This window comes from Ahrensia marina (assembly GCF_001293565.1).
Classification (GTDB): domain Bacteria; phylum Pseudomonadota; class Alphaproteobacteria; order Rhizobiales; family Rhizobiaceae; genus Ahrensia; species Ahrensia marina.
In genome coordinates this window covers 16,818-39,014 of record NZ_JXMU01000029.1, presented here as the reverse complement: position 1 = coordinate 39,014, position 22,197 = coordinate 16,818, and the positions used below count along the sequence as shown (strand labels likewise).

General features: G+C 49.9%; 26 protein-coding genes. 21 read left to right on the top strand and 5 right to left on the bottom strand.

What is annotated here, in order from left to right; all coding sequences use genetic code 11:
- The 21 genes from SU32_RS15630 to SU32_RS15530 form a co-directional block, all read left to right on the top strand.
- Positions 1-675 (top strand): flagellin (locus SU32_RS15630; RefSeq protein WP_054000314.1); only part of this gene is annotated, 675 nt, incomplete at its 5' end.
- Positions 676-985: 310 nt separating this feature from the next.
- Complete coding sequence (locus SU32_RS15625) at positions 986-1,930, top strand: flagellin N-terminal helical domain-containing protein (RefSeq protein WP_054000313.1); 945 nt, start codon at positions 986-988, stop codon at positions 1,928-1,930.
- Positions 1,931-2,052: 122 nt separating this feature from the next.
- Positions 2,053-3,690 (top strand): flagellar basal-body MS-ring/collar protein FliF, encoded by a 1,638-nt coding sequence (gene fliF / locus SU32_RS15620; RefSeq protein ID WP_201454983.1) that lies wholly within the window; start codon positions 2,053-2,055, stop codon positions 3,688-3,690.
- Positions 3,687-4,508: a hypothetical protein gene (locus tag SU32_RS15615; protein WP_054000311.1), complete on the top strand. Its 822-nt coding sequence runs from the start codon at positions 3,687-3,689 to the stop codon at positions 4,506-4,508. Before fliF ends, SU32_RS15615 begins: the two co-directional genes overlap by 4 nt.
- A complete protein-coding gene (locus SU32_RS15610) occupies positions 4,508-5,713 on the top strand; it encodes a flagellar motor protein MotB (RefSeq protein WP_054000310.1) in 1,206 nt (401 codons plus the stop codon). The genes SU32_RS15615 and SU32_RS15610 overlap by 1 nt, the downstream gene beginning before the upstream one ends.
- Complete coding sequence (locus SU32_RS15605) at positions 5,710-6,969, top strand: hypothetical protein (protein WP_054000309.1); 1,260 nt, start codon at positions 5,710-5,712, stop codon at positions 6,967-6,969. Before SU32_RS15610 ends, SU32_RS15605 begins: the two co-directional genes overlap by 4 nt.
- Positions 6,966-8,411: a flagellar hook-length control protein FliK gene (locus SU32_RS15600; protein WP_054000308.1), complete on the top strand. Its 1,446-nt coding sequence runs from the start codon at positions 6,966-6,968 to the stop codon at positions 8,409-8,411. The genes SU32_RS15605 and SU32_RS15600 overlap by 4 nt, the downstream gene beginning before the upstream one ends.
- Positions 8,412-9,043: 632 nt before the next feature.
- Positions 9,044-9,808, top strand: a complete 765-nt coding sequence (locus SU32_RS15595; RefSeq protein ID WP_054000307.1) for a response regulator transcription factor — start codon at positions 9,044-9,046, stop codon at positions 9,806-9,808.
- A gap of 20 nt (positions 9,809-9,828) precedes the next feature.
- Positions 9,829-11,085 (top strand): flagellar hook protein FlgE, encoded by a 1,257-nt coding sequence (locus SU32_RS15590; protein ID WP_054000306.1) that lies wholly within the window; start codon positions 9,829-9,831, stop codon positions 11,083-11,085.
- Between the two features lie 54 nt (positions 11,086-11,139).
- Positions 11,140-12,603 (top strand): flagellar hook-associated protein FlgK, encoded by a 1,464-nt coding sequence (gene flgK / locus SU32_RS15585; protein ID WP_054000305.1) that lies wholly within the window; start codon positions 11,140-11,142, stop codon positions 12,601-12,603.
- Between the two features lie 3 nt (positions 12,604-12,606).
- Entirely contained in the window at positions 12,607-13,650 is a 1,044-nt protein-coding gene (locus SU32_RS15580; RefSeq protein WP_054000304.1) for a flagellar hook-associated family protein, read from the top strand.
- 24 nt (positions 13,651-13,674) lie between these two features.
- Complete coding sequence (gene flaF, locus SU32_RS15575; protein ID WP_054000303.1) at positions 13,675-14,019, top strand: flagellar biosynthesis regulator FlaF; 345 nt, start codon at positions 13,675-13,677, stop codon at positions 14,017-14,019.
- Entirely contained in the window at positions 14,019-14,468 is a 450-nt protein-coding gene (gene flbT / locus SU32_RS15570) for a flagellar biosynthesis repressor FlbT (protein WP_054000302.1), read from the top strand. The genes flaF and flbT overlap by 1 nt, the downstream gene beginning before the upstream one ends.
- Positions 14,465-14,881, top strand: a complete 417-nt coding sequence (gene flgD / locus SU32_RS15565) for a flagellar hook assembly protein FlgD (protein WP_054000301.1) — start codon at positions 14,465-14,467, stop codon at positions 14,879-14,881. The genes flbT and flgD overlap by 4 nt, the downstream gene beginning before the upstream one ends.
- On the top strand, positions 14,868-15,134 hold the full coding sequence (gene fliQ / locus SU32_RS15560) for a flagellar biosynthesis protein FliQ (protein WP_054000300.1): 267 nt from the start codon (positions 14,868-14,870) through the stop codon (positions 15,132-15,134). Before flgD ends, fliQ begins: the two co-directional genes overlap by 14 nt.
- A gap of 104 nt (positions 15,135-15,238) precedes the next feature.
- Entirely contained in the window at positions 15,239-17,323 is a 2,085-nt protein-coding gene (gene flhA / locus SU32_RS15555) for a flagellar biosynthesis protein FlhA (RefSeq protein ID WP_054000299.1), read from the top strand.
- Positions 17,320-18,075 carry a flagellar biosynthetic protein FliR gene (locus tag SU32_RS15550; RefSeq protein ID WP_054000298.1) on the top strand — a complete coding sequence of 252 codons (756 nt, stop codon included), beginning with the start codon at positions 17,320-17,322 and terminating at the stop codon, positions 18,073-18,075. The genes flhA and SU32_RS15550 overlap by 4 nt, the downstream gene beginning before the upstream one ends.
- A complete protein-coding gene (locus tag SU32_RS15545) occupies positions 18,072-18,494 on the top strand; it encodes a hypothetical protein (RefSeq protein ID WP_054000297.1) in 423 nt (140 codons plus the stop codon). Before SU32_RS15550 ends, SU32_RS15545 begins: the two co-directional genes overlap by 4 nt.
- Positions 18,495-18,529: 35 nt before the next feature.
- Positions 18,530-18,871 carry a rod-binding protein gene (locus SU32_RS15540; protein ID WP_054000296.1) on the top strand — a complete coding sequence of 114 codons (342 nt, stop codon included), beginning with the start codon at positions 18,530-18,532 and terminating at the stop codon, positions 18,869-18,871.
- Between the two features lie 37 nt (positions 18,872-18,908).
- The gene (locus tag SU32_RS15535; RefSeq protein WP_054000295.1) at positions 18,909-19,268 is read left to right on the top strand and encodes a hypothetical protein; all 360 of its coding nucleotides are present in this window, start codon (positions 18,909-18,911) and stop codon (positions 19,266-19,268) included.
- Positions 19,269-19,277: 9 nt separating this feature from the next.
- Complete coding sequence (locus SU32_RS15530) at positions 19,278-19,799, top strand: flagellar basal body-associated FliL family protein (RefSeq protein ID WP_054000294.1); 522 nt, start codon at positions 19,278-19,280, stop codon at positions 19,797-19,799.
- On the opposite strand, the gene SU32_RS15525 is transcribed toward SU32_RS15530, so the two are convergent.
- The 5 genes from SU32_RS15525 to SU32_RS15505 all read right to left on the bottom strand — a co-directional run bounded on the left by SU32_RS15525 (position 19,788) and on the right by SU32_RS15505 (position 22,192).
- On the bottom strand, positions 19,788-20,189 hold the full coding sequence (locus SU32_RS15525; protein WP_144421173.1) for a hypothetical protein: 402 nt from the start codon (positions 20,187-20,189) through the stop codon (positions 19,788-19,790). The two genes, SU32_RS15530 and SU32_RS15525, sit on opposite strands and share 12 nt — an antisense overlap.
- Before the next feature lie 282 nt (positions 20,190-20,471).
- Positions 20,472-20,735 (bottom strand): hypothetical protein, encoded by a 264-nt coding sequence (locus SU32_RS15520; protein WP_144421172.1) that lies wholly within the window; start codon positions 20,733-20,735, stop codon positions 20,472-20,474.
- Positions 20,736-20,964: 229 nt separating this feature from the next.
- The gene (locus SU32_RS15515) at positions 20,965-21,270 is read right to left on the bottom strand and encodes a hypothetical protein (protein ID WP_054000291.1); all 306 of its coding nucleotides are present in this window, start codon (positions 21,268-21,270) and stop codon (positions 20,965-20,967) included.
- Positions 21,270-21,803, bottom strand: a complete 534-nt coding sequence (locus SU32_RS15510) for a chemotaxis protein CheD (protein WP_054000290.1) — start codon at positions 21,801-21,803, stop codon at positions 21,270-21,272. The genes SU32_RS15515 and SU32_RS15510 overlap by 1 nt, the downstream gene beginning before the upstream one ends.
- Positions 21,803-22,192 (bottom strand): response regulator, encoded by a 390-nt coding sequence (locus SU32_RS15505; protein WP_054000289.1) that lies wholly within the window; start codon positions 22,190-22,192, stop codon positions 21,803-21,805. Before SU32_RS15505 ends, SU32_RS15510 begins: the two co-directional genes overlap by 1 nt.
- Positions 22,193-22,197 lie beyond the last annotated feature (5 nt).

Here is a 22,197-nt window from a genome sequence, read left to right as displayed (position 1 = left end):
GAAATCAAGTCCAAGCTTGTTGCTGCCAGTGAACCAGGCGTCGACCGCTCTAAAATCCAGTCTGAAATCAGCGAACTTCAAAACCAGCTGACCAGCATCGCGGAATCAGCGACATTCTCCGGCGAGAACTGGTTGTCAACTGACTCAAGTGTTGCCGGTTACTCAGCAACAAAGAGCGTTGTGGCTTCTTTCAACCGTGCTTCTGACGGTTCCGTATCTTTGGCGACAATCGATATTGACACTTCAACTACAGTTCTGTTCGATGCGGGTACAGGCACAACAGAAGTTGGCTTGCTTGACACAGAATACACTGTGAACAACGGCGCGGCGACGCCTGTAGCTGTGACCTACACAGTTTCAACACTTGATATCACAGCGGCAAACGTTGACGACACGGTCCTTGCAGACATGATCTCAAATGTTGACGCAACAGTTGAAGCATTGACAACGTCAGCGTCCGACCTTGGTACATCCAAGAAACGTATCAATCTGCAAACCACCTTTGTTGGGGACCTGATGGATGCGATCGAACGCGGGATCGGTAAGCTTGTCGATGCGGATATGACCGAAGAATCAACACGTCTGCAGGCCCTTCAGGTGCAGCAGCAGCTTGGTGTTCAGTCATTGTCCATCGCGAACGGCAACGCGCAGACAATTCTGTCTCTCTTCCGTTAATTGTAACGATTATAACAGCATTAAGGCCGCCCATTGGGCGGCCTTTTTGTTAGTAATATACTTCTTTTTGTGTGCTGACAGATGGAATATTCTGGTTGGTAATCTGATGCGATCCGTTATCTAACTGTTTACCATGACCGATTTGCATAATTTTTTCTGCGACAGCTTCCTCCATTTTATTTTTGTTAAACTTTATCCGTCATTTTCTTAAGATCGATGGTGGCCTGGTTGGCTATGGCATGATGCCTGTCCATCGAACCGGGATATCCGGCATGTCCCTTCTTTGAGTATCTTTTGAAAGGGACAATTTATGTCCAGTATTTTGACGAACACAGCAGCGATGACTGCGCTTAAATCCCTGCAGTCTACAAATTCTGCTATTGAAACAACACAGGCCCGTATTTCTACAGGTAAAGCCGTTTCTCAAGCCAGTGACAACGCTGCTTATTGGTCTATCGCGACAACAATGCGTTCAGACACAAAAGCACTTGGCACAGTTCAGGACGCTTTGGGTCTTGGTGCTGCGAAAGTTGACGTTGCCTACACAGGTATTAACGCGACTTTGGACGTTGTTGACGAAATCAAGTCCAAGCTTGTTGCTGCCAGTGAGCCAGGCGTCGACCGTTCTAAAATCCAATCTGAAATCGGTGAACTTCAAAACCAGTTGGCCAGCATTGCTGAATCAGCGACATTCTCCGGTGAGAACTGGTTGTCAACTGACTCAAGTGTTGCCGGTTACTCAGCAACAAAGAGCGTTGTAGCTTCTTTCAACCGTGCTTCTGACGGTTCCGTATCATTGGCAACAATCGACATTGATACATCAAGTACAGTTCTGTTCGATGCCGGTACAGGCACAACAGAAGTTGGCTTGCTTGACACAGAATACACTGTGAACAACGGCGCAACGACACCGGTTGCTGTGACCTACACAGTTGCAACACTTGATATCACAGCAGCTAACGTTGACGACACTGTTCTTGCAGACATGATCTCTAATGTTGACGCAACAGTTGAAGCATTGACAACAGCCGCTTCGGACCTTGGTTCGTCTAAACAGCGTATCAATATGCAAAGCGAATTTGTCGGCGATCTGATGAATGCGATTGATCGGGGTATCGGTAAGCTTGTCGATGCGGATATGACCGAAGAATCAACACGCTTGCAGGCACTTCAGGTGCAGCAGCAGCTTGGTGTTCAGTCATTGTCTATCGCGAACGGTAACGCGCAGACAATTCTGTCTCTCTTCCAGGGATAAAATTCTCTTTGAGAATCGACGAAAAGGCGGCCTTGGGCCGCCTTTTTTGTTTTTGGTTCATCAATTCATGTACGCACAAGGTTCGCTTCGTAATGTTTGGCCATTATTGCGGAGAATGATCTGTGCTCAATCAGTTTAACCAATTCATGCAGAATTTTGGCGCCCTGGGAATCAAGAAGTTAGCTATCTTGGGAGGGATTGGCATTGCGACAATGGCAATCATCCTTTTTGGCGCGATTTATATCAACAAGCCGGTAAATACCACGCTCTATGTCAATCTGGAGCGTGATGATATTGCGCGTATGGGAACCGTGCTTTCCGAGTCGGGCATCAAATATGATGTCAATGCGGAGGGAAGCTCGTTGCTTGTGCCTGTTGATGATGTCAGCCGTGCGCGGAGGGTTCTTGCTGAAAAAGGGCTGCCAAGTGGTTCAAGCACAGGTTACGAGCTGTTTGATGACCTTGGTTCGCTTGGTCTAACCGCATTTATGCAGGAAATTACACGTGTGCGGGCGCTTGAAGGAGAGGTTGCCCGGTCAGTTCAGTCAATTGAAGGTGTGCGTGCCGCGCGAGTTCACATTGTGATGGCTGAGCAAGGCAATTTCAGACGTGCGGAACAGGCGCCGACCGCATCGGTCATTGTGCGTTATGACGGTTCGCAAGCACAGCAAACCGCCATGTCCATCCGCCATCTTGTTTCGGCCGCTGTTCCTTCGCTTTCAACCGAGAATGTTACCGTTCTTGATTCAGCAGGCCGTGTCCTGGCCGCAGGCGAAGATCCGCTGCGTAATTCTGCCGGTAACAATCTGGGCATTAAATCCAATGTGGAAAATCAGGTCGTCAGCAGCATCGAACGGGCGCTAACGCCATATCTTGGCTCAGCCAATTTCCGTGTCAGCGTGCAGGCCGACATCAATACCGACCAACGGCAGACCGAAGAAACGATCTTTGACCCTGATTCGCGTGTCGAGCGTTCGGTGCAGGTTGTACGCAGTGAAAATTCATCCGCGCAAAGCGCAGGCGGTCAACCGGCGACAGTCGAGCAGGATCTGATTGAGGAAGTGCCGGATGCGGGCGGTGCCAATGAGAGCGAGCGCAGCGAGCGCCGCGAAGAAACAACCAACTATGAGCTGAACTCAAAACGGATTGCTGTTGTCAGCAACGGATATGAAGTTGGCCGTCTGTCTGTCGCTGTTGTTGTCAATAAAGCCTCCTTGCTTGAGCAAAATCCGAATATGGACGACGCGCAGCTTGAAGAAAAGCTTGCCGAGTTGCGGTCATTGGTGGCGGCGGCATCGGGCACTTTGGAAAGCCGTAATGATATTGTTGAACTGACAGCGGTGAACTTCTTGCCGGTGGAAGAACTTGTCGCAGCATCGGAAGAAGGTGTGGCGAGCGTTCTGTCCAAGCAGCTTGGAACCGCCATTAACGCCATCGCATTTTTGGGGGCTGTTATTCTGGTGCTTATGTTTGCTGTTCGCCCGGCTGTTCGCGCATTGGGCAGTTCAGAAACACCGCAGGTTGAAGATTTTGCCATGGAGGGCGCCGGTGAGTTGCCGGACTTCTCGCTTGATGAGCCGTCTATGCTTGATCAGGATTTCCCTCTTGAGGAGTTTTCAAACAATAATGATCCGGCGCGCAACGAGCTGATGGCACGTATGGCTCCCGAGCCTGCTGACCGTATCGCGATGATTGTCGATCTTGATGAAAAACGTGCGGCTGCCATTCTTAGACGCTGGGTTACGGAAGTTCCTGCATGACGCTTCCGGATTTTTCCTCCAAGAAACACAAGAAGATTGGCGGTGGACGCTGGCCAAGCGGTTTTCGGCCGCTTGGTGTGCCGGATATGATTTCAGAAAAGAGATCGGCGCGCGGTTTTGAACCTTCCGTCAAGCAGGCATTGTCCGAGTTCCCGCATCTGCCAAAGTTTGGCACGGATGAGGAAAGCTCATTAAGTCCGTCACCTATGATGGATGAAATATCATTGGATGAGGACTTTCCGCCGCTTGGTGCAGACCTGCCGATGGAAGAATCCGCTTTGGAAGATCTGCCCCAAGATAAGGATGCTTTGGACCCGCTAAGTGCGGCGGAAGAAATCTTTTCCGAGGTCGGGGATGCGCCATTACCGGGTGGCAATGATATTCCGGATATGGATAATGCGCAGGCGCCAAAGGCTGTTGCAGGTGCCATTCCCGAAGATGCATTGCAGCGCGTGATTGACCGGATTGACAGTGCTGTCCATGGCGCATTGGAGCCGCTGAAATTTGAATTCAATCAAAGTGTTCTGGCCGGTTTTCAGTCTATTTTGCGCAAATCCATTGAAGAAGACGGTAAAAAGCGCATTGCCACTTTTATCGAAACAATTGTGCCAACCTCCAGTGATCTTGTTGCAACGCTGAAAGGGCCGGCCGGTCTTATCTCAGATTTGCAGGCACAACTTGAAGCACGGGAAGATCTGCCGGTGAAACTGAAATTCGTTGAGGATGACGGGCTGCTTGATATTGTCGTCACATATGACACGTCGTCTGTTTCAACGCGGCTTGCGGAGTTTGAAGCCATGATCGCGGAGCTTGGCTGATGTTGGGCGAGAACGAAAAACAGGAAATCATTATTGTTCGCCGTGGTGGCAGTGGTGAAGAAGGGCATCATGGCGGTGCCTGGAAGATCGCCTTTGCGGATTTCATGACGGCGATGATGGCACTGTTTCTGGTGCTATGGTTGGTCAACGCGACGGATGATCAGGCGCAAAAATCAATCGCAAGCTATTTCAATCCGGTAAAATTGGTTGATACCAAGAAAAGCGAAAAAGGTCTTAGTCCGGCAGAAAGTACGCCGGAGGAAACGATAGAGGAATACGAAGCAAAAGGTGAAACCGAAGCCGAGTTCTTTGGCAATCCGGCTGCTATGCTTGATGAAATTGTTGAAGAAGATGCCGTAGGCGCACCGATGGACGAGCAACTGGGTGCCGGGACCGGCAGCCCGTCGGTGCTGGAAAACGAGAGCGTTGCAGAACCGGTATTCATCGATCCGTTCTCCCAGACCTATTGGGAAGATAATGGCGATGAGGTGACAGAATCAGAGGCCGGAGAAGAAAGATCGCTGCGGGAAGTTATTCAGGCGCAATTAGAAGAGCGTGAAAACAATGATGCTGTTGCGGAGACTGAAATCCAACCGGAAATGGCCGAGGCTGCACAGGAAGTCGCGAAGGCCGAAATCGAACCGATAACAGAGCCAGAAACTGAAACTTTTGAAGAGCAGGTCGAAAAACCTGAGATGCAAGCAGAACAGTTAGAGACGCCTGAGACAGAACCGAGCGAGGCCGAGCAGCTTGCCGCCACCGTTGAAGAGACCCTTGAGGACGTTCTCAACGTTATCGGCTTGAATAAGGATCAGGTGAAAATTGTACCGCAGTCGGAAGGCGTGCTGGTTTCACTTTCAGACGATCTGAGTTTCAGCATGTTTGGTGTCGGCTCGGCTATTCCCAAAGCGGAACTGATCAATGCTGTTGATGCTATCGGCGCACAGATCGTTGATAAGGATGTTTCAGTCAGTGTTGTCGGCCATACCGACGGGCGGCCTTATCGCGGTGAAAATTATGACAACTGGCGCCTGTCGGCCGCACGTGCGCAGGCAACGCTCTATATGCTGGTGCGAAGCGGCATCGATGAAAAGCGGATCGTTTCTGTTGCCGGTAAGGCTGACCGCGAATTGCGCAATCCGGAAGACCCTTTTGCGCCAGAAAACCGGCGTATTGATATTCTCATTGAACTTGGTGACCAATGAGAAAATTGGCGACCATAGCAACCATGTTGTTGGCCGTATTGGCCGAAACAACATCTGCGCGTGCGGATATCAGCTCGCTTGATCCAACGCAGCTGGTGCGCTCTTTTCAGCGTGCGCAGGATTCAATTGCTCTGGGCGATAAAGCGTCAATCGGTATGCAGCGTGCGCTCTACAAGATGGTGCGTAATGATCTGACGCGCCCTCATGCCGATGAAGTCGTCAATGAACGTAATTTACGCGCTGTTTTAAGTTTTGCGATATCCGGCGGCGGTGTTGCGCTGGTTTATGCGCGCCGCGATGCGTTTAAAGAATTTCCTGACTTGCAGACCGTTGCCAGCGCTGTGCAGCGCTATAATGGACAAAACGCAAGCGAAGTGTTCGGGACTTTGGAGCCGCGCAAAATTGGCGGTATTCTGGGGGCAACCATTGCCTTGGTGCGGGCGCAGCATGACGAAGATCGCGTGCGTAAAACCGATGACCTCAATTACGTGAAATTGACACTGCCCGGCACGATTTTTGAAGAAAGCGCACTGCGCGCGATTATGCCGGTTTACCGTGAGAAGACCGATCAGTTTCAGTTTATACGCGCTGCCAGCCGCTATGCGCGCGCTTTTGGTACATCGCCTTTTGCGGCGACTTTTGCCAATGAAATGGTGCGGGCGGCTGTTGATCTGGATGATCCCATATTCAGAGGCGAGATTCTCAAGGTGTTGTCGTTCCTGCCTGATCTGGAGCGGCAGGCCCTGCTTAACCGCATTAAACGTGCGGCATCGCTTGCGGGCAAGCGGGAGCTGTTTTTTGCTTTGGAAAAGAACGAATTGCCGGACGGGCAGTCTGGTAACGCAATTATGAGCGATGCTGACCGCCAGTTGCTGCATATTTATAATCAGATAGACACGATCACGGCGCAAAGCGCTCAAGACGCTTTGACACAGGTGCGCAACATTATTCCTTCTGATCTTCAGGAGAAAAACCGCCGGCTGCGCGGTGTGGTGCTGTCTCTGCTTACCGCGATTGTTGCTGAGCCTGAAATTGATGATTCAGCGCGTACAGCTTCGCTCAATGCTGATGATGATATCATCGAACCAATGGTGGAAGCCAATGTTGATGTGATTGACCCTGCGCTGTCCGAGGACATGCAGAAAACCGAAGAAAAGCCAAAGCCTGATGGAGATGAACTTAAGCTCGACTCGTTTGTAGAAAAAATGCGGACCAGAATTGGTGGCGCCGATGAACTTTTGGAGACATTGGAATGATAGCAAATACTCATTTGGCAGCCCAGCCTGCTACCGGGCGTGCGTCGTCACCAATGGCCAAACCCAATGGCGGTAACGGTACAGGCGATGAAAAGTCAGGCTTTAAAGAAATGCTCGAACAGGGTGTTCAACTGGCCAAAGGCGAGGCGACTGAAACGGCTGCTACCAAGCAAGGCGTTTCTATAAAGCGAATTGCGGGTTTTGAAACCCATGCCGAATTTGCAGACCAGGCTTCAAGTGTGAACTTGGAAGCGAAGCCTGAAGCTGAAACAAAGGAACCTGTCGATGTGGTCGGTGAGAGCGAGTTGGGGCTTTCTGTCGCCGTTGAAAAGGTCGATGTTGCGGTAGATGTCGGCGCATCCAAAAGCCCTGATGGCGTGGCCAATAGCGTTGCAGAAGATAGTGTTCAGTCTATCGTCAACACATTAACGCCAAAGTCTGGCATGGCGGCGAACGCGTCTGCTGACAATGTCAATTCATCCGAACCGCAACTGACAGCAGAGCGGGTTTCAGCGAATATTGCCGGCTCAGTAAAGGCGGTTGCAACAAGTGGCAATGAGATGAATACAGTGCAAATTGCAGTAGCAGGCCAAACAGGCGGCTTGTCATCGAATTTTGTCTTTTCCCAGAGAGCTTCCAATGATGATGTCCGGCGGGTCGGTTTTGATCCGGCGGTGAAAAGCGCTCTTCGTGATGTCGTACCGGGATTTTCAAAAGGTGAACGCAGTGTGGTTCAGCGCCAACCTGACGGTGAGTTTGCCGGTCTAAAAAATACATCCGGGATAGGCGAAGGCGGTGTTGAGAATAGAAGTAAGAATAAGGCTCAGCCTCCCGTAAACCGTGCTGCCTCGCCTGAACTATCCGTAATGGCCGGTACGCATGCAACGGGACAAGTCGCCACGGCTTCCAATGACGCGCCGCCGCCTGTGAAAGATCAGGTTCTTGATCGCCTAGGTCCGGAAATCCGTTCCATGCACAAAGGTGAATCAACAAGTGCGGCGCAGGCACAGGCAAGTGGTGTGGTTGCCGCGAACCGCAATGTTATCTCGCTGCAGCTTTATCCGATTGGTCTTGGCCGCGTTCAGGCGCATCTAACCAAAGACGGTGACGGGGTGAAAATTGATCTCGTGGTTGAATCCAGACAGACGCTCGATCTGTTGAACGCTGATATTGATGCCTTGAAAACATCCATGCGGGCGCTGGGTGCAAGCGAGGGGAATATCAACATTACCCTTGGCCGAAACAGCAATAATGCAAATCAGGATGGCGCAATGGAAAACGGCGATCTGTCCAATTCTGATAATGCGATGGCGCAAGATAGCGATGCCGATGGCAGCAATAAACGTGATCAGGATGGCGATATAGACAGCCGGCTGGCTGCTTTACAATCTGCAAGTGACAACGAACGGGTCGGTTATGATTCGTCACGAATCATCATTTGATTCAATTCCGAATCCTTGGGCTCTCAAAATAAATGAATTGCGATTCAATCGTGCTGTCATATGAGTCCTGACAGCCACACTATTGGCCCTCAAAAGCTCTAATTTTAGAAAAAATAAGCCCTCAAATTGGGCTAAATCAGGGCGTTTTTGGCAAGTGATTCGTGATGAAAAGTGAACTGAATTATGCAGACACTGTGTATTCACAATTGCGCGGCTAAAAGAGATTTCTCAAAGCTCATTTCTAATAGATGCGCAGCAAAATTCCGAATTTCTCCATATTGCTTACTGTAACAATGCGTTACTCGGCCGGCTTTTTTATCTCACTGAAAAAACATATGTTTTCGACCGGCTGGTCAAATCGGGTGAGCCATAAAGGTCAGCAAAAGCCTGAGACAAATCCGATTTTTCCGTAGCTCAAATTTAATAAAGATCACTGGAAATGCGCTGATGAAAAAGGCGGAAAACGGGTGCTATTTTCCCGCGCTTAGACATTTGTTAATCGTCCTTAATGAAGGGTTAACTTCATGAAATTAACCATATGTCAATATTCAAGTTCTCGCAGTTGTGGATAGAGTCACCGCTTAGCTAGTTCTGAAAGCGGGGTTCATTTGAATGATTCGAGGGGCAGAATAATGATTGTGATTGTTGACAGCAGAGAGTTGGTTCGCGACGGCTTTAAGGCGATGTTCTTGAGGCTCGGCTATCCGGCAACCAGCACTTGCGATGGGGCGATGGAAGATTTTCTGGAAGCGATTTCAGACGCCGATTTGAAGCATGTTCAGGCTTTCCTGATCGGTGAATGTGCCGACCACGCAGAGACTGTTAGCCAGATCCGTGCCCGCACAAAAGCGCCGCTCATTGCTGTTCTTGATCAGTCAAGCTTGACCGACATTCTCTTCCACTTTGAGAACGGCGCTGATGATGTGATCAAGAAACCGGTTCACGTCACCGAAATTCTGGCACGTGCCGCCGCTATCCGCCGCCGCAGTGTTGCAGAAGCTCCCAAGCAGGAACTTGGTCGTTTGCGTATTTTCAATGATGGCCGCGATCCGGAAATCGACGGTGTTTCATTTCCGCTTCCGCGCCGCGAACGCCGCATCCTCGAATATCTTGCATCAATTGGCGATCGCCGTGCCTCACGCACCCAGATCTACAATTCTGTTTATGGTGTTCTTGAGCAGGACGTTGATGAGTGCGTGGTGGAAAGCCACATCAGCAAGTTGCGCAAAAAGCTGCGGGCTGCACTAGGTGAAGAAGTCATCGATTCAAAGCGTTTTCTCGGCTACCGCCTGATGAAGCCGTCTGATGTGAAACAACCGGAGCGGTCAATTCAGAAAAAAGCGAAATCCATCGCGCATGTGAGCCTCGCGCAAGATTTGGCAGCTAAGGTTTCCTAATACAATTAAAGGAGCCTTAAATGAGCGTTTATGGTATGATGCGGACCGGTGTGTCCGGCATGGAAGGTCAGGCGAACAGACTAGCTGCAACAGCCGACAACATCGCAAACTCCAGCACAACCGGTTATAAGCGTTATGAGACTTTGTTCTCAACGCAGGTGGTGAACCAATCTGAAGGCGGATATTCGTCCGGCGGTGTGACAACAACTTCACGCCAGCTTGTCAGTGAACAAGGTGTTTTAAGTTTTACCACTTCATCATCCGACTTGGCGATTGAGGGCGATGGCTTCTTCGTTGTTCAGGATCAGAACGGCGTGCCCCAGCTTACCCGTGCGGGCTCATTCGTACCCAATGCCGATGGTGAGCTTGTAAACGCAGCCGGATTCAAGCTGCTTGGCTACAGTTATGAAAATGGAGAGCCTGCTGCTGTTGCGAACGGTTTCCAAGGACTGGTGCCGGTTAAAGTGACGCAAACAGAATTGATTGCGGTGCCTTCCACGCTTGGTAAGGTGACAGTGAACCTGGATTCTGATGCTGCGATATCTGCTGCGCCGACGCCAGCTGCAAACGACCCACTCACTGAATTTACCAACAAGACCTCGCTTGTTTCATACGACAGCCTGGGCAGCACGGTTCTGCTTGATGTGTATTACACCAAAACCGCTGCCAATACCTGGGAAGTGACGGTCTATGATCAGTCGGGCGCGACAACAGGCACAGGCTTTCCTTATGCTTCCGGTCCTTTGACAACCGATACACTGACATTCGATCCGTCGACCGGTCAGATGAACGGTGCAAGCCCGACCAGCCTGTCAATACCTGTTCCGGGCGGCGAGACACTGGAACTTGATATCACCAAAACCACACAGCTAGCGACAGGTTTTCTGGCAAGTGACGCTGAAGTGAACGGTAATATTCCGTCCAGTATCGAACTGGTGCAAATCGGTGAAGATGGCCGTATTCTTGGTGCCTATGCGGATGGAACGACACGCGATCTTTTCCGTGTGCCAATCGCATCGGTCGTCAGCCCTGACCAATTGCGCTCCAAAACAGGTAATATATTCACGACAACAGATTTGTCCGGCGAAGTGTCACTTGGCTTTGCCAATGAAGGCGGCAACGGCAAGATTGTTTCCGGTGCGCTTGAAAATTCTACTGTCGATATCGCAACTGAATTGACGCAGATGATTGAAGCGCAGCGTAACTACACTGCGAACTCCAAAGTCTTTCAGACAGGTTCTGAACTTACTGAAACTGTTATCAACTTGAAACGATAATCCGATTACCGGATTGGCATCTGCCGCCCTGAAAAGCGGCAGTAAGGGGAAGCTATGTCTTTATCTACTGCTTTACGCGTGGCGCAGAATTCAATTTTCAATGCCTCGCTTCAGACATCAGTCACCTCCAGAAACATCTCGGAGACGGGAAACACCAACTATGCGCGCCGCGATGTGGAGCTTGTCAGCACAAGCGGAGGCGCATCGGTATTTTCGGTACGCCGTGCGGAAAATCTGGAGCTTTTGCGCAACAGTCTTTCCGCACTCGCGGCCAGCTCCGGACAGGCGGCCATTTCCGATGGCGCGGCTCGGCTGAATAATGTCATTAACGGCACCAATAATTCGACATCGCCGGCAACTTTTCTGACGCAATTTGAAAATTCTCTCCAGCTATTTGCAACTGACCCGTCCAACGATCTGACCGGCGAACAGGCGATTTATGCTGCAAAAGAACTCGCCAACGGCATTAGCGATGCTTCTGTTGCTGTTCAAAGTTACCGCGCGCGCCTCGATACTGAAATTTCAAGCGGTGTTGAGACTGTTAATGAGCTATTGGCGAATTTCAAAATTGCCAATGACGAAATTGTTCGCGGTACAGTGACGGGGCAGGACGTTAACGATGCACTGGACACACGCGACACGCTTTTGAAAGAGATATCGAAGTATATTTCCATTACGACGAACACACGCGCCAATAATGACCAGCAGATCTATACGACTGAAGGCGTTACATTGTTTGAAACATTGCCGCGCACCGTTAGCTTTGAGCCAACGGCCGCCTATGCGCCCGGCACTCCCGGAAATCAGGTATATATTGACGGCGTACCGCTGACGGCCGGTTCGGGCGCAAGCACAGATGCTGTCGGTGCTCTTTCTGCAAAATTGCAGATGCGTGATGATATTGCAGAACAGGTTCAAGGGCAGCTTGACGAAATAGCGCGCGGCTTGATCGTGCAATTTGCCGAGAAAGACCAGACCGGCGGCGGAAGCCCCGACCTTGCGGGCCTGTTTACCTATGCAGGCGGACCGGCAATCCCGGGTGGTGCGACCGCAGTTAACGGCATCGCGCTCACGCTAGCAGTTAACAGCGCATTTGATCCGGAAGTCGGCGGTAGTGCAGACATGTTACGCGATGGCGGAGCCAATGGCGCAGACTATGTTCAAAACACCAATGGCGGTGTGGCTTACTCCACAAGGCTGAACAGCTATATTGAGAGTATCGGTGAGACCATTAGCACCGATCCGTCTTTTGGTTTGGCCGGCACATATACATTGGCGGGCTATGCACAATCATCCATCGGTTGGCTGGACGGTGTGCGCTCAACGGCAACACGCGCTTCTGAAAGCAAGCAGGCGCTGAGTGACCGGCTGGAGACTGCTCTGTCATCAAGTCAGGGCGTTAATGTTGATGAAGAACTGTCGATGCTGATTGACCTTGAGCAATCCTACCAAGCGTCCGCGCGGGTCATTTCAACGGTCAACTCCATGTATGATTCTATCCTTCAGGCGGTGAGCTAAGTCATGAAAGCATCTTACGTTTCAACAGCAGCCATTAATTTCGGTCTTCGCAACGCGACTGCCAGCATGCAGCGTCAATTGCCTGATCTTCAACTTGAAACAGTCACTGGCCGCAATGCGGATTCAGGTTTGGCCATTGGTTCGAAGACCGGCGAACTTGCGTCATTACGGCACGATATTTCGGTCTTGCAGCGCTTGTCGGACACCAACGATCTTGCCTCGGTTCGCATGCGGACATCGCAATCATCGATGGGGCAATTGACGGCCATGGGCGATAATCTGATCGAAGCGATCAGTCTTGTTTTAGGCAACAATGCGCAAAAAAGCGCGGTTGCGACGACCGCTTCAAGCGGTATCGCGGAAATGACTGCCAGTTTGAACGCCACCGTCGGCGGGGTTTTTGTTTTTGGCGGTGAAAATTCTGACACTGCGCCGATTGCGGATTATGAAGGCTCTGCTGCACAGACAGCATTTAGAAATGCGTTTGCGGCAGATTTCGGTTTTCCAATCGACTCGCCGCTGGCCGAAAATATTACGGATGCGCAGATTCAGAATTTTATCACCAACACGGCAGAACCGCTGTTTCTTGGCGCGGGTTGGACGACCAGCCTGTCAAACGCCAGTGACGAGGTGCCTGACACACGGGTTTCCGACAATGTGACGGTTAAAACAAGTGTCAGCGCCAATGAAGAATCAATTCAAAAAATAATGTTCAGCAGCATTCTGGCATCGGAACTCTACAACACAAATCTCGGTGATGGCGCATTGGATGCTGTCGGTGAATATGTGGTTGAAAATGTCACCGAAGCCAATGGCGGTATTACACAGAAACGCGGTATTATTGGCCTGTCACAGGAACGCGTTGAACGGGCAAACGAAGCGCTGGATTTGCAAAAATCCTTGCTCGAGACATTTGTCATCGACCTTGACGGCGTCGACACATACGAGACCGCCATCAAAGTTAACTCCTTACTTACGCAAATCGAGGTTTCCTATTCGGTAACCGCACGCATTCAGAGCCTGAGCCTGATGCAGTATTTGCGATAATTTTGTCTTTCGATTGGATACACAATGATAGTGCTTAGATATTCAGAAGTAGATCAGGACTCAGCAGTAGATGCCCGTTCGCGCGAGCGTGAACTGCTTGATCGCAGCATTCTGCTTTTTGAAAAGGCACAGGCTGACGGCCCCGGATCAATGGCGGAAATTGAAGCTGTTCATTTTGCCGGCCGCTTCTGGAGCATCGTGCTTGAGGATCTGGCCAGCGAAGACAACACGCTGACAAAAGATCTGCGCGCGGGCATTATTTCCGTCGGCATTTGGATTTTGCAGGAATGTGAAGCTGTCAGGCAGGGGGAGTCTGACAAAATCGAAGGAATTATCGGTGTTTCACAAATTATCAAGGGGGGGCTCTGATGGCAGGTACATTCAAGATATTTCTAAAAGCGAATGAAAGATTCTTTATCAACGGCGCGGTCTTTCGCGTTGACCGTAAAGTATCTATCGAGCTTCTCAATGATGTGGACTTTCTTTTGGAAAGCCATGTCCTTCAAGCCGAAGACGCGACCACACCGCTTCGACAATTGTACTTTATCGTGCAGGTTATGGTCATCTCGCCCAAAGACCGCGATACAGTAACACCGCATTTCCGCGAAAGCTTGCCAACGCTGCTCAACACATTTGATAACCAGAAGGTGCTTTCCGGTTTGAAACATGTTGACCAGATGGTTGGTGAAGAGCGCTATTATGAAGCGCTTAAAACCATTCGCGGGCTCTATGATATTGAGGCGGAAATTCTTGCGCAACGCGCAGAGCCTGTATCTGTGAAACAACCGGTATATGAACAATTGAGGAATGCAAGCTGATGGTTGATGCTGTTCAAAGCGCGAGTGCTGCCGCAAGCACAAGCACGGAAGCTGCACGCAATAAAGCGGTCGTTGATTACGATGCGTTTTTGACGCTTCTGGTCGCTCAGATGAAAAATCAGGATCCGACAGAGCCTATGGATTCAACGCAATACATGGCTCAGCTGGCTTCATTCTCCAATGTTGAGCAATCTGTGCAAATACGCGAAACGCTTGATACTATTTTGAAATCTGGCTTTCTTGAGCAGGCAGGCTCCCTTATCGGTAAACATATCAGCTCACCCGATGGCAAAATTGCCGGTACAGTGGCTGAAGTTCAGGTTCTTGATGACGGCATTATCGCGACCTTGACCAACGGTGAACGTGTTATCGTTTCCAGTGGTGTTAGGATATCTGACAGTGACCCAAGCTGACGTCCTTGATCTTGTTCAATTTGCCATCTGGATAACCATTCTTGTGTCCGGCCCCGCTGTTATTGCGGCAATGGTGGTCGGCCTTTCTATCGCTTTGCTACAAGCGCTCACGCAGGTTCAGGAAATTACCCTGACTTTCGTGCCTAAAATCATCGCGATCTTTCTGGCGCTTGCGCTTGCAGCCCCCTTTATGGGTTCGCAGACCGGCCGTCTGACAGACGTTTTATATTCGCGCATCGCAACCGGCTTTTAAGCCGCTGCTAGACGAAAATTCCGCTCCCCAAATAATCACGCCTACTTCGCACAAGTTTGGACGCCTAATTTGACCCTATCAATGATTGATCTTGGGGAACGGTTTTGTCAGCAAACCACACAGCAGTAGTTAAGCCGGGATTCCACGGCCGTGATATCGGCTTCGCGGTCGTAATTGTCATGATGTTGACAATTCTCTTCCTGCCGGTACCGACATTTTTGATCGACCTTGGGCTGGCCTTTTCAATTGCCATTTCCGTCCTCATTTTGATGGTGGCTTTGTGGATTTCAAAGCCACTGGATTTCTCTTCCTTCCCGACGATCCTGTTGATCGCAACCATGATCCGGCTGTCGCTGAATATTGCGACGACCCGCGTTATTCTTTCCAACGGGCATGAGGGGACACATGCCGCGGGCAATGTGATCGGCGGGTTTTCGCAATTTGTGATGGGCGGCGATTTTGTTATCGGCCTTGTCGTGTTCATGATCCTGATCATCGTCAACTTTATGGTGATTACAAAAGGCGCGACACGTATCGCGGAAGTGGGCGCGCGCTTTACGCTTGATGCTATTCCCGGCAAGCAGATGTCGATTGATGCCGACCTTTCCGCCGGTGCCATTGACGATGCCGAAGCCCGTGCAAGACGAAAAGAACTGGAAGAAGAAAGCTCGTTCTTCGGTTCCATGGACGGTGCCTCCAAATTCGTGCGCGGCGATGCCATTGCCGGACTTATCATCACCGCAGTGAATATTTTCGGCGGTATCATTATCGGTGTGACCCGTTACAATATGAGCATTGGCGAGGCCGCTGATATCTTCACCAAGCTATCAGTCGGTGATGGTCTGGTCTCGCAAATACCGGCGCTTGTCGTATCGCTTGCAGCAGGTCTTCTTGTTTCAAAAGGCGGAACAACCGGTACTGCGGAAAAAGCGGTTCTTGATCAGCTTGGCGGTTACCCGCGCGCCCTTTTTGTTGCCGGTATTATGCTCGCTATCCTTGGTCTGATGCCGGGGCTTCCTGCATTGCCGTTCTTCTTGCTGGCGCTGTTGATGATGTCTATCGGTTATATCAAACCGATCATCGAAGAGCGGCGGGCCAATGAAGAAGCAAAAGAGATCGAGAACAAGCTGATTGAAAAACAGTCCGCTGAACGTGACACGGTCAAGGAATCACTGCGCACGGTGGAAGTCGAACTGGTAATGGGCAAGCAGCTGGCTGCACGTATGTTGCCGAAAAAGCAGGAAATTGCCCACCGCATGAAAAAAATGCGGAAGCGCTTTGCGGCCGAATACGGTTTTGTTGTGCCTGAAGTTCAGGTGACAGACGACTTTTCAATCGATCCGAAATCTTATCAGATCAAAGTGCACGGAACTGTGGTTGCGGAATACAAATTGCATTTGGGCGATTTGATGGTGTTCGGCACACATCCGCAACTCAACAATATGCCGAAAGAGAAAATCAAGGATCCCGCCTATGGCGTGGACGCTTTGTCTATTCCTGAAACATTCTCGGCCGATATACGTGCGCTGGGCCTTCAAACGGCGGACAATTTATCTGTGCTTCTTACCCACCTAAGCGAAGTTATCAGAAATAATTTACCGCAACTTTTGTCTTTCTCTGTTGTCAAACAGCTCGTTGCACAAATGGATGGAGACTATCGCAAGTTGATCGATGATGTCTGTTCAACGCATATCAGCTACCCGGGCTTCCAGTCTGTTTTGAAACTGCTTCTTGCTGAACGCGTATCCATTCGCAACCTGACGCTGATCAGTGAGGCGATTGCGGAAATTGCACCGAGCGTGCGTAAATCTGAGGCGATTGTCGAACACGTACGCAGTCGTATTTCCCAACAGCTTTGCGGTGACTTAACCGAGAACGGTGTGCTCAAATTACTGCGCTTGGGCAACCGCTGGGAAATGGCATTCCGTGAAAGCTTGAAACGGGACGCGTCGGGCGAGTTGGTTCAATTTGATATTGATCCGAGACTGCTGGAGGACTTCAGTAAAGACGCGGATAAAATGATCAAGGATCTGCGCCAGAAGCACAACCAGTTTGCCATTGTCACATCGCCTGACGCGCGCCCATATGTGCGGATGATCATCGAGCGTCTGCATGCCGATATGCCGGTTATTTCGCATGTCGAAATCGGTAAGGGTATCGAGATCAACATTCTTGGTTCCATTTCATGATCGCAAGCATCACAAGCGATGTTACTGCGTTCTTTTTGATCTTTTGCCGGATTGGCGCATGTTTCATGCTGCTGCCGGGGCTATCGAGTATGCGTGTCTCGCCGCAGATCAGGTTGCTTGCTGCCGTTACCGTTTCTTTTGCGCTCACAGGTTTGCTGATGCCCAATACACCGGGCGGGCAATTGCCAAATGATGTGCTTTTGATCTCTATTTTCAGAGAAGTGCTGATCGGCGCATATTTTGGTTTGATCGTGCGTGTCTATCTTTTGGCTCTGGAATTTATTGCCGGCGGTGTGGCGATGACGGTCGGGTTTGGAGGTATGCTTGGCGCGCCTATCGAGGGAACTGATGCGCAATCGGCGCTCACATCGCTCATCTCATTCAGTGCATTGACGATGCTATTTCTGTTTGATTTTCACCACATGGTTCTTTCAGCTCTGATTGACACCTATCAGGTCAGATCAATCGATGAAGCGCCCAATATACGGCTTTTGCTTGTCGGGCTTACCGATGTGCTCAGCGAAAGTTTCAATATTGCGTTGCGGCTGGGCAGCCCGTTCATCGGGTTTGCGATTATCGTCAATCTTTCGGTTGGTTTTATCAACAAACTGGCGGTGCAGATTCCGTTATACTTCATCGCCCTGCCGTTCATGTTGTTTGGCGCTTTGCTTATCCTGTACTTCTCAATTCCGTATATGTTGAGTCTGTTCGTTGCCGCCCTGCCATCCGTTTTTGAATTGGGCATTCGATGAAATCCCGTTTGGAAACCAAGCAGCGTCTTCTCAAATTGCAGAAGATGCGACAGGGAAAGGCCGAGCGCGCGCTCGCCATGGCGCAGCGGCGGCAACAGGCGCTTGCTGCGGAAAGGGCAGGCTTATTGGCTGCGCTCGAAGAGGGCAGTGTGGCCGAGCGGCTTTTTCCCAAACTGACTTATGATCGCCTGCGCACACTGGAGACCAACCTGAAACATATGGAAAGCCATGTGGCGCAAAAGGTGCAGGAATCATACTCAGAAAATAAGAAACTTGAAAAGACACGCGAAGGTCTGCGTGAGGAACAAGCCCGCTCTTTGAAAGAAAATGAAGCTAAAGAACAAAGCGAACTGATTGATTTGCGATCGGCAAAATATGGTCAATCCACAGGTTCGGACAAGATTGACGATTTAGACTGAGATTAGAAACTCCTGTCATTGAAGGCACAATAAACATGGATGCGGCAGTCAATTCTATCGCCAGCGTATTGAGTGATAAATCGTCACAAATCGCCGGGCTGGATAGCACCCAGCGTTCGCAGGCTCTTCGTCAGGAACGCAATATTGGCGAGACAGCGCTTTCTCCTGCCAAAGAGTTTGAAGCAATGGTCATGTCACAAATGGTGGCGGATATTATGCCGAAAGACAGCGAATATTTTGGTGATGGATTTTCAGGCGATGTCTGGCGCTCCATGATGTCTGACCAGATCGCGCAATTGATGGTCAAGTCTGCAGATTTCGGTATTGCCGAATTGATTTCTAAAGATGGTGCAACGACGCCGGAAACATCCAAATAGACGAGCCTAAACAAAGGTTCGTGAGGCAAGGTAAACAATGAAAAAGTCTGATACTGGTGTAAATAAAACTCTGATCGGCCTTCTGCGCCGCGCAACGGCCGTGATCAATGAAGAGACACAACTGCTCATTGATGCGCCCAATGCTGATGTATCCGGTATTGTTGCGCGCAAGAACCGGTATTTGTTTGAACTGAGCATTGCGATGGAAGATACAAAAATTGGCCCCGATGATGACAAAGTGTTGAGCGCTTTGAAAAACCTCAAAGAAGCAGCCGACAGAAACGAACGGCGTCTTGCCGCGCAAATCGATGCTGCAAGAGAGATCGTCGGCATTTTGGGTAATCTCGCTCAGGCCAACGCAAAAGACGGCACCTATGCCGCTCACCGTAGCTTCTAGGAACAGATATTGTCCATCCTGGGAAATCTGACAGCGTTAGGTGTGTTGGCCAGTGTTGCGGGCGGCGCTTGGGCCGGACTATCGCAGGGCGGCGCTGCGCCTGATCCTGTAGAAGTACAGAGCGAAGAAACCGCTGAGCCAGCCGATATATATCTTGAGCTGGACCTGATCGCTGTGCCCTTAATTATCGATGACCGGATCGATGGTTATCTGCTGTCGCGGTTTCTTGTTCAGGTCGATGAAGAAGAAGCGAAACGCTTTGAACTTAATCTCGAAACTTATTTGCGCGATGCCGTCTACAGGCAGTTAATTGCGACGACCGCATCGCTCGATACACAAAACACCTATGAGATTTTTGACGCAACGGCGACCAAGATTCTGGAGAAAATCAATACCGAACTTGGTGTTGAGATGGTTGATAGTATTACGATTGCCCAGCTCGATGTTTTACAAAATGATGCCGTATTGATCGACGATACGGTGGGGGCAAGCAATACGGCCAGCGAAAGCGAATCAGCTTCAGTTCAGTAGAAATACAAATTCTGTAACATCTGCAATTTCTGTTGCCTCGGCAAACAAATCTGCACAGACAGCATTACCATCGGCAGCATCGGCAAGAATTGTCGATGCTTTTGCGTATATGGCCTTGCGCTCTTCAGCCCGTTTTGGGTCGGTATAAGGGCCTTTGGATTTCTTGATAGGTGTGCGGATGCCAAGCACACAGTGACCGGTTTTCTCGTTTTGATAGAAGACAGGGAAAGAGTGCTGAACCGTTGCCACTTCTTCTTTTTTGAGCTTCTCATTATCAAGCACCGCCTGATTTTGTCCGGTCGGCTTAGCCGAAATGCCCAAAACCGCTGCACCGCAGAAGGCGATTGCACAGGCTATAGGGATAACGATATTGGAAGTGACATTGCTCATGCGTTTATCAGCCAAGAAGTTGTATTGATATGCATCTTAGACAGCGCTGCTTGCCCCACGCTGGAAACAATAGCGCGTGATTATGGGGTCATCTAAGCGGTGCGTTTACTGGTCAGCTACAGGCAAGTCATCTGATCCATAGTAAAATGGCAATGATTGCAGGGGTTTATGATGTTTGTACCGATGTTGGTCGTGTTGGTTAGTGGCTTTTTAGTAATTGCGTCAATTTTGACATTTGAAATGCTTGAATAATTGAGCGCACACAGCCTGTCTGTGTTGTGCCTAAATGCAAGTGTCGACGACTTTTTTCAGCATGCTGTTTGTCAGCGGTGTTTTATCAACTTGCCGTAAAATAGAGTTGAGCAGAAAACTCGCAAGAATTTTCTTTTCTTCGGCGCTTTGCGGATCGCTGGACAAAATGGACTGCATGGCATCGCTGACTTCACGGTCATAATTCTCGATATCCAACTGAATATCTGCCTCAAGTGCGGTCTCAAGCTTTGTGAAAGACTGGTTGAAGCTGGTAATGAGTTCCGTGACTGTCATGGTTTTACATACCTCAAGTTGCTTCATGGGCCAGGTTCATACGCCCCGGTTATCCCTTTGAGTAAATGACAGAATTTCGGATAAAGGATTGTTTTCAGTGAATCAACAGAAAAGCTTACTTAGCGTTAATAGCGGCGTTGGATGTGGGAATAGGCTGTGGGGATATACCCCTGAAAATAATTCACAATTCTTGCCTCAACTTTAAGCGCTGAAGCAAATTATATTGATTTTATCCGATCTGGCGCTGCTCGAACAGGTCGCGCGTATGTTCCAGATTAGCGGTCGAGGCCAGAATTTTCAGCAATGTGATCTGATCCTGATGCGACTGTTCTGCAAACTCGACAATCAGCTTGGACACTTCACGCAGACGCTGGCTGCAAAAGTCGATCTTTTGCAATTGAACCATTTTTTCATTGGTCAATTCGCCGGGGTCAAATGACGGCAGCTCTTCGATCTCGTTGGCGATGGCAAGCAGCTCGGCTGCAATGATTTCAATTGCGTCATCGTGCTTTGTATTTGTTTTCTTCTCAGGCACTAGAACAGCTCCATTGTACCAGTTTCAGGAATGACCTCAGTTTGCACAGGTGCAATCGTTTCGATCGGTTTGTCTATGAGTAATTTTTGGCGTGAGCGGCCGCTTACCGGATGAAACTCAATGCGACGGCCTGATTTTCCACCCAAACTTGACGAAACAACATTCAGTTTTTCATTTTTGACAAATTCGGTAATGAATTCGATGTTGCGCTCTCCGGCATCAAAACCATTATTGGCCAGTTTTCCGCCGCCGAACAGTTTGAACTGAAGATATTGTCTGCGCGCGCCTTTTTTATAGAGCTCGTTCAGCAACAGCTCCATCAAATTGGCGCCGTATAGCTTGCTGTTGGCGCTCTGGCTGCCTTCGCGTGCATCGGGTAAAAGCATATGGTTCATGCCGCCAATGCCCATCGTTTCGTCAAAGGCACAAACGGCCACGCAGGAGCCCAATACTGCTGACAGCACGGTTTTGTCGTCGCTCGTCACATAATGCGAACGTTGGACAACCGATACTCTGGCCATGTTCTCAAACATCAGTTTAGACGCCCGACAACAGATTCAATCGCAGAGCGCAGGCTGGTTTCAGTAAACGGTTTTGCAAGCACCATGTTCACCTGAAATTGCTGTGCGAGTTTGACAATCTTTTCGTCTTTTCGCCCGGTCATCAAAATGATGCCTGTTTTTTGCAGCTTGGGATGCGCGCGCATCGCTTTGACGAGTTGGAGCCCGTCAACATCAGGCATGTAAACATCTGAAATAATTAAATGAACCGGTGCGCTCGAAACTTTCGTAAACGCTTCGCGACCGTCCTTTGCAAATACAATATTGCGGATGCCTAGCCCTTCCAGGGCTTCAACCGTCACCATTCGACTGGTCACGTGGTCATCTACAACCATCACCCTTAGTACATCTTTCGTCGCCATTTTGG

Excerpts from the sequence above, each read along its gene's own strand:
- SU32_RS15625 (WP_054000313.1), top strand. The coding sequence starts at position 986 with ATGTCCAGTATTTTGACGAACACAGCAGCGATGACTGCGCTTAAATCC.
- SU32_RS15615 (WP_054000311.1), top strand. The coding sequence starts at position 3,687 with ATGACGCTTCCGGATTTTTCCTCCAAGAAACACAAGAAGATTGGCGGT.
- SU32_RS15610 (WP_054000310.1), top strand. The coding sequence starts at position 4,508 with ATGTTGGGCGAGAACGAAAAACAGGAAATCATTATTGTTCGCCGTGGT.
- SU32_RS15605 (WP_054000309.1), top strand. The coding sequence starts at position 5,710 with ATGAGAAAATTGGCGACCATAGCAACCATGTTGTTGGCCGTATTGGCC.
- SU32_RS15600 (WP_054000308.1), top strand. The coding sequence starts at position 6,966 with ATGATAGCAAATACTCATTTGGCAGCCCAGCCTGCTACCGGGCGTGCG.
- SU32_RS15595 (WP_054000307.1), top strand. The coding sequence starts at position 9,044 with ATGATTGTGATTGTTGACAGCAGAGAGTTGGTTCGCGACGGCTTTAAG.
- SU32_RS15590 (WP_054000306.1), top strand. The coding sequence starts at position 9,829 with ATGAGCGTTTATGGTATGATGCGGACCGGTGTGTCCGGCATGGAAGGT.
- flgK (WP_054000305.1), top strand. The coding sequence starts at position 11,140 with ATGTCTTTATCTACTGCTTTACGCGTGGCGCAGAATTCAATTTTCAAT.
- SU32_RS15580 (WP_054000304.1), top strand. The coding sequence starts at position 12,607 with ATGAAAGCATCTTACGTTTCAACAGCAGCCATTAATTTCGGTCTTCGC.
- flaF (WP_054000303.1), top strand. The coding sequence starts at position 13,675 with ATGATAGTGCTTAGATATTCAGAAGTAGATCAGGACTCAGCAGTAGAT.
- flbT (WP_054000302.1), top strand. The coding sequence starts at position 14,019 with ATGGCAGGTACATTCAAGATATTTCTAAAAGCGAATGAAAGATTCTTT.
- SU32_RS15550 (WP_054000298.1), top strand. The coding sequence starts at position 17,320 with ATGATCGCAAGCATCACAAGCGATGTTACTGCGTTCTTTTTGATCTTT.
- SU32_RS15545 (WP_054000297.1), top strand. The coding sequence starts at position 18,072 with ATGAAATCCCGTTTGGAAACCAAGCAGCGTCTTCTCAAATTGCAGAAG.
- SU32_RS15540 (WP_054000296.1), top strand. The coding sequence starts at position 18,530 with ATGGATGCGGCAGTCAATTCTATCGCCAGCGTATTGAGTGATAAATCG.
- SU32_RS15535 (WP_054000295.1), top strand. The coding sequence starts at position 18,909 with ATGAAAAAGTCTGATACTGGTGTAAATAAAACTCTGATCGGCCTTCTG.
- SU32_RS15525 (WP_144421173.1), bottom strand. The coding sequence starts at position 20,189 with ATGAGCAATGTCACTTCCAATATCGTTATCCCTATAGCCTGTGCAATC.
- SU32_RS15520 (WP_144421172.1), bottom strand. The coding sequence starts at position 20,735 with ATGACAGTCACGGAACTCATTACCAGCTTCAACCAGTCTTTCACAAAG.
- SU32_RS15510 (WP_054000290.1), bottom strand. The coding sequence starts at position 21,803 with ATGTTTGAGAACATGGCCAGAGTATCGGTTGTCCAACGTTCGCATTAT.
- SU32_RS15505 (WP_054000289.1), bottom strand. The coding sequence starts at position 22,192 with ATGGCGACGAAAGATGTACTAAGGGTGATGGTTGTAGATGACCACGTG.